The organism is Paenibacillus sp. D9, assembly GCF_001188365.1.
In the GTDB taxonomy this organism is placed as follows: domain Bacteria; phylum Bacillota; class Bacilli; order Paenibacillales; family Paenibacillaceae; genus Paenibacillus_O; species Paenibacillus_O humicus.
Map to the genome: position 1 here is coordinate 527,718 of NZ_JZEJ01000001.1, position 15,477 is coordinate 543,194.

General features: G+C 57.9%; 17 protein-coding genes. 14 read left to right on the forward strand and 3 right to left on the reverse strand.

What is annotated here, in order from left to right:
- Positions 1–101 precede the first annotated feature (101 nt).
- The 7 genes from VE23_RS02415 (at position 102) to VE23_RS02445 (ending at position 7,329) form a co-directional block, all read left to right on the forward strand.
- Positions 102–848: a pseudouridine synthase gene (locus tag VE23_RS02415; protein ID WP_049869604.1), complete on the forward strand. Its 747-nt coding sequence runs from the start codon at positions 102–104 to the stop codon at positions 846–848.
- A gap of 76 nt (positions 849–924) precedes the next feature.
- Positions 925–1,455: a redoxin domain-containing protein gene (locus VE23_RS02420; protein ID WP_048745497.1), complete on the forward strand. Its 531-nt coding sequence runs from the start codon at positions 925–927 to the stop codon at positions 1,453–1,455.
- A 54-nt stretch (positions 1,456–1,509) separates the two neighbouring features.
- Positions 1,510–3,168: a cytochrome c biogenesis protein ResB gene (gene resB, locus VE23_RS02425; RefSeq protein WP_049867215.1), complete on the forward strand. Its 1,659-nt coding sequence runs from the start codon at positions 1,510–1,512 to the stop codon at positions 3,166–3,168.
- Entirely contained in the window at positions 3,165–4,424 is a 1,260-nt protein-coding gene (ccsB, locus tag VE23_RS02430; protein WP_048745498.1) for a c-type cytochrome biogenesis protein CcsB, read from the forward strand. Before resB ends, ccsB begins: the two co-directional genes overlap by 4 nt.
- A 36-nt stretch (positions 4,425–4,460) precedes the next feature.
- Positions 4,461–5,177 (forward strand): response regulator transcription factor, encoded by a 717-nt coding sequence (locus VE23_RS02435; RefSeq protein ID WP_021878388.1) that lies wholly within the window; start codon positions 4,461–4,463, stop codon positions 5,175–5,177.
- Positions 5,178–5,179: 2 nt separating this feature from the next.
- Complete coding sequence (locus VE23_RS02440) at positions 5,180–6,622, forward strand: sensor histidine kinase (protein WP_048745499.1); 1,443 nt, start codon at positions 5,180–5,182, stop codon at positions 6,620–6,622.
- A gap of 149 nt (positions 6,623–6,771) precedes the next feature.
- Entirely contained in the window at positions 6,772–7,329 is a 558-nt protein-coding gene (locus VE23_RS02445; protein WP_049867216.1) for a histidine phosphatase family protein, read from the forward strand.
- 114 nt (positions 7,330–7,443) lie between these two features.
- Here VE23_RS02445 and serA read toward each other — a convergent pair whose 3' ends face one another.
- The gene (gene serA, locus VE23_RS02450; RefSeq protein WP_049867217.1) at positions 7,444–9,036 is read right to left on the reverse strand and encodes a phosphoglycerate dehydrogenase; all 1,593 of its coding nucleotides are present in this window, start codon (positions 9,034–9,036) and stop codon (positions 7,444–7,446) included.
- 361 nt (positions 9,037–9,397) lie between these two features.
- On the opposite strand from serA, the gene VE23_RS02455 reads away from it, so the two are divergent.
- Positions 9,398–9,739: a rhodanese-like domain-containing protein gene (locus VE23_RS02455; RefSeq protein WP_048745503.1), complete on the forward strand. Its 342-nt coding sequence runs from the start codon at positions 9,398–9,400 to the stop codon at positions 9,737–9,739.
- Between the two features lie 3 nt (positions 9,740–9,742).
- Here VE23_RS02455 and VE23_RS02460 read toward each other — a convergent pair whose 3' ends face one another.
- Entirely contained in the window at positions 9,743–10,663 is a 921-nt protein-coding gene (locus VE23_RS02460) for a hypothetical protein (protein ID WP_049867218.1), read from the reverse strand.
- A 61-nt stretch (positions 10,664–10,724) separates the two neighbouring features.
- Between VE23_RS02460 and VE23_RS02465 the strand changes: the two genes are divergently transcribed.
- The 3 genes from VE23_RS02465 to VE23_RS02475 are packed head-to-tail and all read left to right on the forward strand — an operon-like array spanning position 10,725 to position 12,510.
- Positions 10,725–11,318, forward strand: coding sequence for a CPBP family intramembrane glutamic endopeptidase (locus tag VE23_RS02465; RefSeq protein WP_048745504.1), 594 nt, complete (start codon positions 10,725–10,727; stop codon positions 11,316–11,318).
- A complete protein-coding gene (locus VE23_RS02470) occupies positions 11,315–11,599 on the forward strand; it encodes a hypothetical protein (RefSeq protein ID WP_021878395.1) in 285 nt (94 codons plus the stop codon). The genes VE23_RS02465 and VE23_RS02470 overlap by 4 nt, the downstream gene beginning before the upstream one ends.
- Positions 11,584–12,510 carry a metallophosphoesterase gene (locus tag VE23_RS02475; RefSeq protein WP_049867219.1) on the forward strand — a complete coding sequence of 309 codons (927 nt, stop codon included), beginning with the start codon at positions 11,584–11,586 and terminating at the stop codon, positions 12,508–12,510. Before VE23_RS02470 ends, VE23_RS02475 begins: the two co-directional genes overlap by 16 nt.
- Here the strand turns inward: VE23_RS02475 and VE23_RS02480 are convergent.
- Positions 12,465–13,328 carry a polysaccharide deacetylase family protein gene (locus VE23_RS02480; protein WP_048745506.1) on the reverse strand — a complete coding sequence of 288 codons (864 nt, stop codon included), beginning with the start codon at positions 13,326–13,328 and terminating at the stop codon, positions 12,465–12,467. The genes VE23_RS02475 and VE23_RS02480 overlap by 46 nt on opposite strands.
- 199 nt (positions 13,329–13,527) lie before the next feature.
- On the opposite strand from VE23_RS02480, the gene VE23_RS02485 reads away from it, so the two are divergent.
- From VE23_RS02485 to prsW, 3 genes are all read left to right on the forward strand, one after another.
- Positions 13,528–13,866, forward strand: coding sequence for a hypothetical protein (locus VE23_RS02485; protein WP_049867220.1), 339 nt, complete (start codon positions 13,528–13,530; stop codon positions 13,864–13,866).
- A gap of 163 nt (positions 13,867–14,029) precedes the next feature.
- Entirely contained in the window at positions 14,030–14,644 is a 615-nt protein-coding gene (locus VE23_RS02490) for a genetic competence negative regulator (protein ID WP_021878398.1), read from the forward strand.
- Between the two features lie 104 nt (positions 14,645–14,748).
- Positions 14,749–15,444, forward strand: coding sequence for a glutamic-type intramembrane protease PrsW (gene prsW, locus VE23_RS02495; protein ID WP_048745508.1), 696 nt, complete (start codon positions 14,749–14,751; stop codon positions 15,442–15,444).
- The last annotated feature ends 33 nt before the right edge of the window (positions 15,445–15,477 follow it).

Here is a 15,477-nt window from a genome sequence, read left to right on the forward strand (position 1 = left end):
CCCCTCCTGAGGGCAGGCTATTTTGCGCATGGGGCAGCATGGCTCCGCCCGGCTTGTGCTTTTGTCCTGCAATCGGTATGATGAGGGGTGAGGTGAAGGAAGTGGAACGTTTACAGAAAATCCTGGCCGCTGCCGGCGTGGCATCGCGCCGCAAATGCGAGGAGCTCATTACGAGCGGGGCGGTCGAGGTCAACGGGATCGTCGTCAAGGAGCTCGGCACGAAAGCCGATCCGGCCAACGACATCATTGCCGTCAAGGGCAAGCCGATCGCATCCGAAAAAAAAGTTTATTTGATGCTCAACAAACCGAAAGGCGTCATTACGAGCGCTTCGGACCCGAAAGGACGCAAGATCGTCAGCGACTTCCTGCCCGGCATCAAGGAGAGGGTATACCCCGTAGGCCGGCTGGACTATGATACGGAAGGACTGCTGCTGCTTACGAACGACGGCGAGTTCGCCAACCTGCTGACGCATCCGAGCCACCACGTGCCGAAAACGTATTTGGCGACCGTGAAGGGCGTGCCGCACGGAACCGCGTTGGAGAAGCTGCAGAACGGCATCAAGCTGGAGGATGGGATGACCGCTCCCGCGGAGGTCGAGTATCATGACGTCGACATGGACAGCAAGCAGTCCACCGTCCAGATTACGATCTACGAGGGACGCAACCGGCAGGTGCGCCGCATGTTCGAGGCGGTGGGACATCCCGTAACGCGCCTGAAGCGGGTCAAGTTCGGCCATCTTGGGCTGGAGAACATGCAAAGGGGCAAATTCCGTCATCTGACGGTCTCCGAAATCAAGGAGCTTATCGACGCGGCGAACAGCAAGTCACATAAAGTTCATAAAAAGTAAGAGGCAGCCTGCTGCTGGAAACTTTTCCGCGCTATAATGAATGATAAGAAACGCTTTCATTAGGATGGTGAACATCATGAGGGGCTCTGCCCGCAGACCCGTTCAAATCATAATCCTTCTCGGCGTCTTGCTCCTGGGCGGTTACGCCATCGGCAAGACGCTGTTTGCGTCGAAGGAAGGCTTGCCGTCGCCTGGCGACACGCCGCCGGCCTTCACGCTGTCCACTCTTGACGGCAGGACGGTCTCCCTGGAGGAGTACAAGGGCAAGCCCGTCGTGCTCAATTTCTGGGGGAGCTTCTGTCCTCCATGCGTCAAGGAAATGCCGGAGTTCGAGCGTCAGTACGAGAAGTGGAAGGGAGAAGGCCTGGAAATTCTGGCCGTCAACCTGAGCGAGGACAATCTGACCGTGCAGAATTTCGTCGCCGGCATGGGGCTAACCTATCCGATCCTGCGAGATGTGGACAAGGACACGGAGCGGCGGTACAAGCTCAGGCAGTATCCGACCACGTTCTTCATCCGTCCGGACGGCAAGATCGGGGAAGTGTACGCCGGAGGAATGAAGGAAGCGGACATCGACGAGCGCGTGCAGCGGCTGCTCAAGGACTGAGGTCCATTCGCCGCAGCTTCGCAGCACACAGCTTCATGACAGGGGGATACATCGGTGTTCCAAAACACCAAATGCGAATGCGGCCATCAAAACCCGACCGGCACTGTGTTGTGCGAGGCTTGCGGCAAGCCGCTCGACGAGAAGGAAGCCGGCGGCACCGACCTGCTGGAGATGCGCTACGACGGAGCGGCACGCCGTTCCCAGAAAGCCGATCCATCGATCATCGACCAGGTCTGGAATTTCTTCTCTTCCGTCAAGATCGCCGTTTATCTGATCATCATCACGCTGATCGGGGCATCGCTGGGCACGATCTATCCGCAGGAGGATATATTCCTCTCGAACATGGACATGGCTTCCTATTACAAGGATACATACGGAACGCTCGGCAGCATCTATTACAAGCTGGGACTGTCGCATACATACGAATCCTGGTGGTTCATCCTGCTGCTCGTCATGATCGGCACCTCGCTCGTCATCTGCAGCCTCGACCGGGTACTGCCTTTATACCGGGCGCTCAACAAGCAGCAGATCCGCAAGCACGAATCGTTCCTGCAGCGGCAGAAGGCCGTCTATACGGGGGAAACCGACAACGGAGAGGAATTCATCGCCTTATTCGCGAAGCAGGCCAAGAAGCGTCACTACAAGGTGACGAGGACCGAAGACGCCCTGCTGGCGGAGAAGAGCCGCTTCAGCCGCTGGGGACCGTACATCAATCATATCGGCCTCATCGTTTTTCTGCTGGCGGTGCTTGCAAGAGCGATTCCGAGCTGGCAGCTGGACGAGTATGTGACGGTGCCGGAAGGGGATACGGTGAGGATCGAGAATACGGACTTTTTCGTCAAGAACGAAAAATTCACGGTCCAGTACTACAAGGACGAGGAGCTGCCTGCCGAGCTGCGGGGAACGAACCGCGCCAAGCTGTACCGGACCGATGCGGTCCTATACCGCTGCCTGGCGGACTGCGGTCCGTCGTCGCCGGAACCGAAGCTGGAGCAGGTGGCTTCCCATGACATCGAGGTGAACAGCCCTTTGGAATACAAGGGGCTCAAGCTGTACCAGTTCGACTATGACAGCACTCCTGTCCTGCGCGAGGTCAGCCCCATGCTGATCGACAAGCAGACCGGCAAGCAGTACGGTCCGTTCAAGCTGGCGATGAAAAATCCGCAGACCAGCTACGAGCTCGGGCCCTACAAGCTGGAGCTGAGGCAGAACTTCATGGAGTTCGCCATCGGCAAGGACGGCAAGCCGATCACCAAGTCGAGGGATCCGAAGGCGCCGGCGTTCATCTTCCTCATCAAAGGACCCGGGCTGTCGGAGGAAGGGGAGCCTTATATCTACTTCCCGATGCAGAAGGACAAAGCCGCGTTCAGCCAGGACAAGCTCAACAAAGGCATCGCCGACCGGTTCGAAATCAAGGTCGGCAGCATGACGGACGTCAAATTCGTCGAGTTCACGACGTTCCTCAACGTCAGGGTCGACAAGGCGATGCCTTACATCTGGACCGGCCTGGCCATCTCGATGATCGGCTTGATCATGGGCGCCTACTGGCAGCATCGCCGCATCTGGCTTCGTCTGGACGGCAATGCCGTCACGATCGGCGCGCATACGAACAAAAACTGGTACGGCATGAGGGCCGACCTGGCCGCTGCGCTCAAAGCAGCAGGAATCCAGGTTGATCCCAAGAGCCTCGACAACGGAGGGAACCGGACGTGAATTGGCTTGATTTCAGCAGCTCTGCTTTCGTCGCTGCTTTCTTTCTTTACTGCTTCGGATTTTTATTTTTCGTAACGGCCATCGTCGGCCGCAGATGGAGCCACGGCAACCCGGACCGGCATGAAAAGCGATGGGGGAATATCGCTTTTGTCGTATCCGTGCTCGGACTTGCCGCCCATCTCCTGTTCTTCATCACCCGCTGGGTCGGCGGGGGCCATATTCCGATCAGCAACATGTATGAGTTCATGACCTTCCTGGGCATGGCTATCATGGTGGCCTTTACCATTATTTATCTCATCTACCGCAAGCCGATTCTCGGCATGTTCGCCCTGCCGCTTGTCGTGATCATCGTCGCTTACGCATCCGTGTTCCCGCAGGAGGTGCAGCCGCTGATCCCGGCGCTCAACTCCTACTGGCTCAAGATCCACGTGACGACGGCGGCGCTCGGCGAGGCCTTCCTGGCCGTCGGCTTCGCCGCAGGGCTGCTTCATCTGCTCCGCACGATCGACTTTGCCGGCAAATCCGAAGATTCGCGCAAGGAGCGCCTCTGGATCGAAGTGACGATGTTCATGATCGTCGTCGCCGTCGGATTCATCGTCACCGTATTCGCTTTCCGGGCGGCGGGATATGAAGCCCAGTTCACCCAAGAGAACGTGCAGGTCAGCCAGGCTGGCGAGGAGAGCTCCAAAGTGGAGACCGTAAAATACTCCATGCCTCCGATCGTCAAGCCGTTCAACAGCACGCTCGTCCATATGGACAGCTTCCTCGGCATCAAGCAGCCTGTGCTGGAAGCTCCATCCTGGATGAACGGCATCAATGCCGGCCGCAAGCTGAACACCGTCATCTGGTCCTTCCTTTCAGGCTTGATCCTGTACGGCATCCTGCGTCTTGTTCTGAGACGAACGCTGTCGGCAGCCATCCATCCGTACACGACGGATATCGATCCCGACGATCTGGACGAGATCAGCTACCGGGCGATCGCGATCGGCTTCCCGATCTTCACGCTCGGAGCGCTTATTTTCGCCATGATCTGGGCGAGCATCGCCTGGTCGCGCTTCTGGGGCTGGGATCCGAAGGAAGTATGGGCGCTCATCACCTGGCTCTACTACAGCGCCTACCTCCATCTGCGGCTGTCGCGCGGCTGGCACGGCAAGCGCTCGTCGTGGCTGACCGTCATCGGCTTTCTCATCATCATGTTTACGCTCGTAGGCGTCAACCTGGTCATCGCCGGGCTTCACTCCTACGCAGGCGCCTAATCAATTCGTTATGGGATCAAAAGGAGCTGATACGGAGTGAACGAATATTTGCATCGCATCCTCGTCGTCGACGACGAGGAACGGATTCGCCGCCTGCTCAAGATGTACCTTGAGAAGGAAGGGTATCAAATCGAGGAGGCCGATGACGGGGAGACGGCTCTGCGCATGGCTTCCAGCCAGGATTTCGATCTCATCCTGCTGGATGTCATGCTTCCCGGCATCGACGGCATCGAGGTATGCAGCCGGCTGCGCCAGATCAAGGCGACGCCGGTCATCATGCTGACGGCCAAAGGCGAGGAAATGAACCGCGTACAAGGCTTCGAGGTCGGGGCGGACGATTATGTCGTCAAGCCGTTCAGCCCGCGCGAAATCATCTACCGCGTCAAGGCGATCCTGCGCCGTTCCTCGGCGACGGCGTTCCTGTCGCGGGAAACGTCCGCCAGCAGCAACATCGTATTTCCGCATCTCGTCATCGAGCATGACGCTCACCGGGTAACCGCCGGCGGGCAGGAGATCAGCCTGACGCCGAAAGAGTACGAGCTGCTCCATTATCTGGCCGTCAGCCCGGATAAAGTATTTTCCAGGGAAGAGCTGCTGAAGGATGTATGGAACTATGAGTTCTTCGGCGACCTGCGGACGGTCGACACCCATGTCAAGCGTCTCCGCGAGAAGCTCAACAAGGTGTCTCCGGAAGCGGCCTCGATGATAACGACCGTCTGGGGAGTCGGCTACAAGCTCGAGGTTCCGAAATAAAGATGAGATGGCTGTGGAGAAGCGTCGTCGGCAAGCTTTGGATTACGATCATGCTGCTCGTAGCGGTCGTTCTGATCATCCTGGGCATGTTCCTGCTCCAATACATCGACATCGCCTTCGAGGATTCATTCCGGGTCAAGGTGCTGTTCGTTTATATCGGGATCATCGGGTTCCTGCTGTCTACTTTTTTCGCTTTCTTCCTATCCAGCAAAATCACTCAGCCGCTCCTTCAGCTCAAGGATGCGGCTGACCTGATTTCACAGGGCGAGTATCGGACAAGAGTGCCGATCCGCTCCTCCGATGAAATCGGCGAGCTGGCAGGAACCTTCAACCGGATGGCATCCGAGCTGCATGAGCTCATTACGGATCTCAACCATGAGAAGGAGCATCTTTCGAGCGTGCTGCGCAGCATGGCGGATGCGGTCATCACGCTGGATGCAGGGGGCAACGTCGTGCTGGCGAATCCGCCTGGAGAGCTGCTGCTGGAACGCTGGAGAAGGGTGGACTGGAACCAGGACGAGGATCCGGAAGGGCTTCCCCTGGAGTCGGCGCCTCGTCCGCTGCGGGACCTGTTCCGCACGGTTTCGATCGAAGGCAGGGATCTCAGCCAGAAGCTGCAGGTCCAGAGCGGGGTCTGGTCGGTCGTCATGGCCCCTCTCAAGTCGGAGGACACCGTGCGCGGAGTCGTCGCCGTCATGCGAGATGTGACGGAAGAGCATCGCCTGGAGAAGCTGAGGCGGGATTTCGTCGCCAATGTGTCCCACGAAATCCGGACGCCGCTGTCGATGCTGCAAGGATACAGCGAAGCGCTGCTCGACGATATCGCCGGCTCGCCGGAGGAGCGGCGCGAGCTCGTTCAAGTCATCCACGACGAGTCTCTGCGAATGGGCAGGCTCGTCAAGGATCTGCTTGATCTGGCGCGAATGGAAGCCGGCCATGTGGAGCTCAACTTCAATCGCGTGGATCTGGACGGGCTGGTGAGCCGTGTCGTGCACAAGTTCCAGGTATACAGCATGGACCGGGACATCAGGATTGAATACCGTTCTCCGGAAGAGGCTGTCATCTTGGCGGAGGCCGACGAGGACAGGCTGGAGCAGGTGCTTACCAATCTGCTCGACAACGCCGTGCGGCACAGCTCCGACGGATCCGCCATCCGTCTTACGCTCGGAAGAAGTCATGATGCCGGCGGCACAGCTGCCGTGCTCAAGGTTGCCGACGAAGGCCAGGGAATTCCGGCGGATGACCTCCCATATATTTTCGAGCGCTTTTATAAGGCCGACAAAGCCCGCAAGCGCGGCGCGGGAGGCGGCACAGGGCTGGGGCTTGCGATCGTGCGCAACATCGTGGACGCCCATGGCGGCACGATCCGCGCAGAGAGCACCGAAGGCGTCGGAACATCCTTTACGCTGCTGCTGCCTGTCGAAGGCCATCGCGTTATGTCTTAACACCCTCCCAACGAGGGTGTTTTTTGTTGAATTCGGGGCTCTAATCTTGTTGCTTGTGAAACATTTAAGGCGAATAGGAGGAGACGCCTGCCGGATGCCGAAAGTTCGGAATAGGATCCGATGGCAGACGGAGGGAGAGGGAAGCTGGAATGAAAACCGTTTATTTGATCCGCCATGCCCATTCTGTATATACTCCCGACGAGCGCAGCCGGCCTTTGTCGGATGCGGGGAAGGCGGATGCCTGGCGTGTGGCGGATCTTTTGGAGCAAGAAGAAATCGGGGAAATCTGGTCCAGTCCTTATTTGAGGTCTGTCCAGACCGTGGAAAAGCTGGCAGAGCGGATCGGGCAGCCCATCCGGCTGCAGGAGGGCTTCAGGGAGCGGCTGCTCTCTGACGGGCCTGTCGGCGATTTCGAGGATTCCGTGAGGCGGTTATGGGATGAGCCCGAGCATGCCTTGCCCGGAGGGGAATCCAACCGCATGGCGACGATCCGCGGGATGGAGGCGCTGAGGGGAGTGCTGGCAAGCTCCCGTTCAAGCCGCATAGCCGTCGGAACGCATGGCAATATCATGGCGATGATGATGAACGCCCTGTACGGAAGCTTCGGCTACGAGTTCTGGAGAGGGCTGGAGATGCCGGATATCTATAAGCTTTCCTTCGGAAAGGAAGGAAGATATAAGGGAGCCAAGCGCATCTGGAGACGATAGGCCGCGGAAGGACAAACGTTTGTTTCTCTCCCGTGAAACGGCCCAAGAGGATATTGAGCAGCGGAAAAAACCCCCGGGCAGCCTGCCCGGGGGTTGCTGTTATACCTGGAGAAATCAGTACAGCGTGATTTCCTTGGCTGATTTGAGCTCGTCGAGCTGCGTCATCTGTTCGAGCACGTTCCTCGGAACGCCTTTGTCTACCGTCAGGACCATGATGGCGGCGCCGCCTTCGGCCTGGCGTCCGACCTGCATGGTCGCGATGTTGACTTCGTTCGAGCCGAGCAGCGTTCCGATGCGGCCGATGATTCCCGGACGGTCATGATGGGAGATCAGGACGAGATGGCCGGATGGAGCGACGTCAACCGGGAAGTTGTCGATCTGCACGATGCGGGGGCCGTATCCGGTCAGCAGCGTGCCGGCGACATGGCGGCTTTCGCCGGAGGTGCGCAACGATACGGTGACCAGATTGGTGAAGTCCTTGGCGGCATGGGACTGGTTGATGACGACGTTGACGCCGCGCTCCTTGGCCAGATGCAGGGAGTTGATGATGTTGACCTGGTCGCTTCCCAGATGGTGTCCAAGCACGCCTTTGATAATATATCGGGTTAGAGGCTGGGTGTCTACTTCGGCAAGATCGCCGGAATAGCCCACCGTTATTTCGGCGACCGGTCCTTCGGTGATCTGGGCGGCCAGCGAGCCGAGCATTTCTCCGAGCTCGAAATACGGCTGCAGCTTGGTCATGACCGCTGCGGCGACCGGAGGCATATTGACCGCATTCACGAAAGGCTCGCTGCGAAGAATATGAAGCACCTGCTCCGACACGTCGATGGCGACGTTCTCTTGAGCTTCGACGGTCGAAGCGCCAAGATGCGGAGTGACGATGATTTTAGGATTGTTCAGGAAAGGATGATCCGCTGCAGGAGGCTCCAATTCAAAGACGTCGAAGGCCGCTCCGGCCACGATGCCTTCGTTCACGGCATCGACGAGAGCATATTCGTCCACGATGCCGCCGCGGGCGCAGTTGACGATCCGCATGCCCGGCTTCATGACCTTGAACTGCTCCGCTCCGATCATGTGGCGGGTTTCCGGCGTAAGCGGGGTGTGGACGGTCATGAAATCCGCGCCGCGCACGATATCGTCGACGCTGGCCAGCGTGACGCCGAGCTTGTCGGCTTTCTCTTCGGTGAGGAACGGATCGTAGCCGAGAATGTCCATGCCGAACGCCTTGGCGCGCTTGGCCACCTCGCTGCCGATCCGGCCCATGCCGACGACGCCGAGCTTCTTGCCCCGCAGCTCTACCCCCAGGAAGGATTTGCGGTCCCATTCGCCGTTGACGGTTTTGGCGTAAGCCTGCGGGATGTGGCGGGCTACAGCCATCATCATGGCGAAGGTATGCTCGCAGGTCGTAATCGTATTGCCGTCCGGCGCGTTGATGACGATGATGCCTTTGCCTGTAGCGGCAGGAAGATCGATGTTGTCCACGCCGACTCCCGCCCGTCCGACGACCTTGAGGGAAGTGCCGGCTTCAAGCACTCTGGCCGTCACGCGCGTTTGGCTGCGGACCAGCAAGGCGTCATATTCGCCGATGATGGCTACAAGCTCGTCCTCGCTGAGGCCGGGCTTCTTGTCCACCGATACGTCGGGAGCGTCCATCAGCTGCTGGATGCCCAAATCGCTGATAGGATCGGATACTAACACTTTGAACATGGGATTGCCTCCTAGCAATGGGGTGTAGGCATACGGCGCTGTGCAGCGCCGCCTTCGAGGAGACGGCAGCCGTATGCGCAGGAACATCATGCAGACTATCGTGGTTCAATATAGAAAAAAGCCCGTTCCGACGATGGGAATGCCCAGCCGGGACGGGAATTTCTGGAGAACTGCCCGGGCCTTGCGAAGCGGGCCGGGGATGGAATCGCCTTGGTCCTGTCATTGGTAACCATATGCTGGTGCTGGCTGACCTCTACTATTCTAAAGCGGTGAAGTCCTAATTGCAATGACAAAACTTGATGGAGGCGCTTTTTTTCGCTATCATTCTTCCTACCAACACTAGGGGGAGGAAGAACATCCCATGTCAGCATTTCAACAGCCTTCCATTAGGGAAATCCAACCCTCGGACCTGCTGGAAAGGGTCCGTTCCGGAGCCGTCCGGATGGATCAGATCATCGATGTGAGAGAAGAGGGCGAGTGGGAATACTACCGTCTGGAAGGCTCCCGCCATATTCCGATGAATTCCATACCGGAGCATCTGCCGGAGCTCGACGCCGGACAGGAATGGTACCTCATGTGCGCTCACGGAGTAAGGAGCCTATATGTCCTGGATTACATGCGCAAGCAGGGATTTTCCAATCTGGTGAACGTGACGGGGGGCATCAGCGCCGCCGCGTCCGAGCTCGGCTTCAGCTATGATTAAGGCCTAGTTGTCCGGCGGCAGGAAGAAAGGCAGCTGAGGCAGCGTCTCCTTGCCGTACAAACGAGACTTCATGGTCCAGAAGTCGCCGCCTCTGACTGCTCCCGTGCCGGTAACGACATCGGCGAGCTCATTGATGGACGACGCATGCAGGCGCTGCGATTCGCCGGATTGAAGGAGGGCGTCGACGGATCCCGCAAGATCCTGGGGATAATAATCCGTCCACTTCCCGCGCTTCTCGAGCAGGTCGGCCATCAGCTTGATCTTGACGAGGAGCGGGTAGGATTTCCATGCGCTCGTTTGGACCGTGCCGGTCAGGACGGCTTCGGACGAAATGCTGCCGTCGACGCCGGTTGCCCACTTCAGCATGGAGGAATAATAATCCTTCTGCGCGGCCAAGCCTTTTCGGGCGGCATCCTTATAGGACGGCTGCTTGCGGAGGGAGGCGAGGAAGCTGTCCGCCGGCTGGCCGGATGCCGCCTTGGCCGCCGCAGCCGAAGCCTGCGAGATGGAGTCGAGGCTGGCCAGATAACCGTTTCTTGCGCTGGCCAGAAGGCCTGTGTCCGGGACGGAGCGCACCGATCCGATCTCCTTGCGCTTCTCGTCCGCGAGATCTCCGAGGTCCTTGAGTAGAGAGGAGGAAGCCGGTATGTTCCGGGATTCCACTTTCTTCTCCATGGCGAGCCATTCGTTCTGAAATTCACGGTAAGGCGAAAATACGGTATGATAGAACGATACCAGATCTTGCTGGGAGTACGAGGTTTTGGCGGAAGCGGCTGAGGCCATCAGCTTCTTGGCCTCGTATCTGGATTCCGTGCGGCTTGATCCCACTTCGACGCCGGCGAAAAATGCGCCTACCGCAGCAACGAGCATGAAGATGAAACCGAGGCTGAATAGCATTTGATAGCGGCTGAGATGTTTGTCCATTGTTTTCTCCTCGATGATAAAGATTAACGGATTTCGATTCCTTCAAGACAGGCGGGACTACATGAAAAAATTCGACATCCGCAACATTCGCGTCCGGAGCGTTTCGGTAGACGAGCTCGACGACCGGATGCTGCTGCTCAACTTGTACATGACGCAAGCTATTACCCTCATTATCGGCTTGGTCTGGTGTTTTTTTCAGGGCCGCAATTCGATTGCGCTGTTCCGCTGGCCCGACAGCCTCGCCTTTCTATACTGGGGCTTCGGTTTCGCCCTCCTTATTCTAGCGGTAGACCTGTTCATTTCCCGTTGGGTGCCAGAGGAGGCGGCCGATGACGGCGGCGTGAACGAACGCATCTTCCGCAACAGGCCGGTCTGGCATATCGCCCTTTTGTCCCTGGTCGTCGCCGTATGCGAGGAGCTTCTGTTCCGGGGCGCGATCCAGCATTCGCTTGGAGCTTATTGGACCAGCATCCTGTTCGCGGCTATCCACGTCCGGTATTTGAAGCATTGGATTCCGACCGCGCTCGTCTTCGGCATCAGTTACGGCCTTGGCTGGATCTATATCCGCACCGGAACGCTTCTGGCTCCGATCGCCGCCCATTTCGCCGTCGACTTCATCATGGGCATGATCATCCGCTACAGGAGACAGCCATGAGCAGGATCGAGAAATTCGGAAGACGAAGGCCTCAGGAGCAGAAAACGGCATCCGTTGAAGCCGGGGTTGAGCTTGAAGGCGACGGTTACCCTCCGCGGCGGGAAAAACATCCGTCCTTGCAGCCCAAGCTGACGAAATGGCTTGTCAATACCTTGATGCTGCTGTTCATCGTCCTGGCCTGCACGCTCTTTTTCTGGGGACGCAGCCTGTTCGCCCCGCATGAAGGCACCCACGATGCGGCAGAAGCATGGAAAGGAGCTTGCCTTTGCGCTTCTACCTGATGCTGTCCATTCTCGCCGCCGCTGCTGCATGGCTGGCAGTCCTGTTGATCAGACGGATGATGGCCGAAGCGGCAAGCAGCCGGATCGAAGTTGAGACGGTTGCTCTCGAGCGCCTTCCCGAGGCGCTGGATGGCTATCGCATCCTGTATATCAGCGACATCCACAGGCGTATTCTCAATGAAGAAGTCCTCCTTCAGGCACGCGGCGAGGGAGGAGCCGACATCGTGCTGATCGGCGGAGATATGAGGGAGAAAGGCGTTCCGCTCGATAGAGTGGAGGACAATATGCGTCTGCTCGCTCGGATAGCTCCCGTATACGCGGTGTTCGGAAATCACGATTACGACGAGGATATCGGCTCCTTGGCGAAGCTGTTGGAACGGTGCGGAGTCACCGTGCTTGTGAATCGTTATGTATGGCTTCAAGTCGGGGCGATGCCGTTCAAGCTGGCCGGAGTCGATGATCCGCGCTTGGGCAAGGACCGTCTGCAGGCTGCTTTGGAGACGCCGCTTGATGCAGCGGGAGCCGAAGGCGACAATCGGTCCGATCCTCCATTTACGATTATGCTTGCCCATGATCCCATCATCGCGCATCGCAATCCTACGATCGAAGCCGATCTCGTTCTTTCCGGGCATACGCACGGCGGGCAGATCATCGTGCCGTGGATCGGACCCGCGATGAGAACGGCCAGCGTCCGCAGGTTTCCGTCCGGATGGTTCGATCTTGCGGGCTGGCGCGGAAAAGGCCAAGACAAAAACGGACCCGAAAGGGTCCGCATGCTGGTGAGTCCTGGATACGGCACTTCAAAAGCGCCGATCCGCTGGAATTGTCCGCCTGTCATCCATCTGCTGTCGCTGACCCGCGGCAATCAGCCTTGCTCCAAGTCGATCGAGGCAGGGTCGATAAAGCCGTAGCCTTTTTCCTCGAGCTTCGTCAGGAGGCTGTCGAGGGCTTCCTTCGTCCACGGAAGCTCGTGCATCAGGATGTTGGCTCCGGGATGCAGCTGCTCCAGCACGTTTTTGATGACGAGCTGGGGATCTTTCTTCGTCGCCTTGAGATCCCAATCAAGGGAACCGTTCGACCAGGTCATGTACAGCATGCCGTCTTCCTTGGCGACTTCCTTGCCGACATCTCCGCCGGTTCCGAATGGTGGCCGGAAAAACTGCGGCCGTTTGCCCGTCAGCTCCTCAACCAGATCCGATACATCGCCGAGCTGCTTTTGCACCTCGGCTTTGCTTTTTTTATGGAGATCGATATGGTCCCAGGAATGGTTGCCGATCGTCTGTCCGCGTTCGTCGATGAGCTTCAGCAGCTCGGGATTTTGCTTCACCCTGTACCCGTTGACGAAAAAGATCGCCTTGGCGCCGTGCTTGTCCAGCGTGTCGAGCATGGACGTAAGCTCTTCCTTTTCCTTCGGCCCGTCATCGAACGTGAGCAGGACGGCCTTGTTCGACGTTTCCGGATCGACGGGGGAGAAGCGGAATGTTTTCGAGCTCATTTTGAATCTGGCTTCGGCCTGCTGCGGGGTTGCCGAAGGCTGCGGCGAAGGTGACGGCGACAAGGTCGGCGAAGGCGCTGCCGCCGACGGCGCAGGAGAGGCCGATACGGCAGGCGGCGAGGAGGGAGCAGGAGTTCCGGATGCGCTTGCGCCGTCCGTCTTCCCTCCGCAGCCGGACAGCAGGACGGCTGCCGCGGCAGCAAGTCCGATGGACTGGAGTGCATAGGATTTCATGTGCGTTTCAACCTCCACAAGCAAAGCTGTATTCATGGGGATCCAGCCTTCCCTACACCGGGAAAACGGATCCAAGACACCCATTTTATCATATTAAACCTTGCTTCGCTTACCCAATCGGAATGGATGAGAAGGAGTCGGCCGGGCATACTACTCCCATCATGAACAGCCGGATACGGCGCTTAGGAGGCAGAATGAAATGAAACTGGGAGGATTTATTGCCGGAAGTTTGATTGGAGCGGCGGCAGCCCTGTATGTTGCCCGCAAAAGGCCGGGGGCGGCAGCGGTAGCGTCGGGCATTGCCGGAGAGCTGTGGTCCAAGGCTGCCGGAAGAGCGATGTCTGGAATGATCCGAGACAAAAGCGGCGCGGCGACGCGCCGCGGCCCCGCAAGATCCTCGTCGGCGAAAAGCTCCGGCCGGGTCGCGGACAGCGGTTCCTGGGAGCGGATCGCTGCGCTCGTGAACAGCGATCCGGAGGTCAAAAAGGAATCGGAAAAGATCATCGCAGAAGCTTCGTCGTCCCCGGCTGCCCATTGAATCTTCCCGGCCGCTTCCCTATATTGGGAGGCGGCTGTTTTTTTGACCTGCTCGTGCATTCCTCCTTCATAGATGGTAATATAGTTATATGGCACGTATGCCGCACATTATGGCTTGCGCTTCATACGCTGTTATATCCGATGCTGCAGAGGAGGATCCTGTCATGAAGATCGAACGGTTGGGGCAAGACAAAATTCGCATTTTTCTGACGTTCGACGACCTGCTGGAGCGCGGGATCCAGAAGGACGACATGTGGCGCGAGATACCGAAAGTGCATGAGCTGTTCAGCGAAATGATGGACCAGGCCTATTCGGAACTCGGCTTCGATGCGAACGGACCGCTTGCGGTCGAAGTCATCGCGATGCCGGCTCAAGGCATGGTGGTGATCGTCACCCGCGGCAAGATGAATGTGAGCTCGGACGCGGGACGTGCCGACGAGGACGATGCGGACGAGGATATGTACGAGATGGAAGTGACGCTCGAATCCAGCGACACGATCATGTACATGTTCAAGGATTTCGAGGATGTCATCTCCGCAGCCAAGCAGCTTTCGGCCTCGGAACTGACGGAAGAAGGAAGACTGTACGCATACAACGGACGCTGGATTCTCGCTTTCGATACCGCTTCGGCGGAACCGGCGGGACAGAATGCGATGATTGCCATCCTGGCGGAGTTTGGAGACGCGACCTCGGTTACCTACGCGGTTTTGGAGGAGTACGGCAAGATAGTCATGCCGGCCGATGCTGTTCGCGGGCTTTGCCATCATTTTAAATCCTAGCCCCAGTTGCCAAGAGCATTCGCGATCCATCGGGAATGCTCTTCTTTTGTGCTGAACGGGACTGAACCTATACTTTCATCAACAAGAAGGAGGCAGGGGATCCCTTGCTGCTTTTCTCAATTTTGACGGCCGCAGTGGCTCCGGGCATCTCGCTGCTCACCTATTTGTACTTGAAGGACCGTTACGACAGCGAGCCCATCCATCTTGTCTTCAGGCTGTTCGTCACCGGCATGCTGGTCGTCGTGCCGATCATGGTCATCCAAAGAGGACTGGAGCTCTGGCTCGGCAGCCATCCGCTTCTGTTCTCCTTCGCCCTCTCCGGAGGCGTCGAGGAATTGTTCAAATGGTTCGTCCTTTATCATATCATCTACAATCACATGGAATTCGACGAGCCGTATGACGGCATCGTTTATGCGGCCAGTGTCTCCCTCGGCTTCGCCACCCTGGAGAACATCATGTACGCCGTATTCTATCCGTCCACTTTCGGAACGATGATGCTGAGGGCATTGCTGCCCGTGTCGGGACATGCCTTGTTCGGCATCATGATGGGCTACTATTTCGGCAAGGCGAAGTTCGCTCCCAAGCGCCATATCCGCAGGTTCCTGCTGCTGTCTTTGATTCTGCCTGTCTTGTGGCACGGCTTGTACGACTGGATCCTGACCTCGACAGCGAGGGAATGGGCATGGATCATCGTGCCGTTCATGGCGGTGCTGTGGATCTGGGGCCTCCGGAAGATCGGCAGGGCCAATTCCCGCTCTCCGTTTCGGATCGTGGGCAGGGAGGAAGAGGTTAAGCTTTGACCGTTCCGTCCATACTTGCTTGTAGAGACAAAC

Bases quoted from the DNA above. Each gene is read 5' to 3' on its own strand.
- VE23_RS02420 (WP_048745497.1), top strand. From the start codon at position 925: ATGAGGGGCTCTGCCCGCAGACCCGTTCAAATCATAATCCTTCTCGGC.
- VE23_RS02440 (WP_048745499.1), top strand. From the start codon at position 5,180: ATGAGATGGCTGTGGAGAAGCGTCGTCGGCAAGCTTTGGATTACGATC.
- VE23_RS02445 (WP_049867216.1), top strand. From the start codon at position 6,772: ATGAAAACCGTTTATTTGATCCGCCATGCCCATTCTGTATATACTCCC.
- serA (WP_049867217.1), bottom strand. From the start codon at position 9,036: ATGTTCAAAGTGTTAGTATCCGATCCTATCAGCGATTTGGGCATCCAG.
- VE23_RS02455 (WP_048745503.1), top strand. From the start codon at position 9,398: ATGTCAGCATTTCAACAGCCTTCCATTAGGGAAATCCAACCCTCGGAC.
- VE23_RS02460 (WP_049867218.1), bottom strand. From the start codon at position 10,663: ATGGACAAACATCTCAGCCGCTATCAAATGCTATTCAGCCTCGGTTTC.
- VE23_RS02465 (WP_048745504.1), top strand. From the start codon at position 10,725: ATGAAAAAATTCGACATCCGCAACATTCGCGTCCGGAGCGTTTCGGTA.
- VE23_RS02470 (WP_021878395.1), top strand. From the start codon at position 11,315: ATGAGCAGGATCGAGAAATTCGGAAGACGAAGGCCTCAGGAGCAGAAA.
- VE23_RS02480 (WP_048745506.1), bottom strand. From the start codon at position 13,328: ATGAAATCCTATGCACTCCAGTCCATCGGACTTGCTGCCGCGGCAGCC.
- VE23_RS02485 (WP_049867220.1), top strand. From the start codon at position 13,528: ATGAAACTGGGAGGATTTATTGCCGGAAGTTTGATTGGAGCGGCGGCA.
- VE23_RS02490 (WP_021878398.1), top strand. From the start codon at position 14,030: ATGAAGATCGAACGGTTGGGGCAAGACAAAATTCGCATTTTTCTGACG.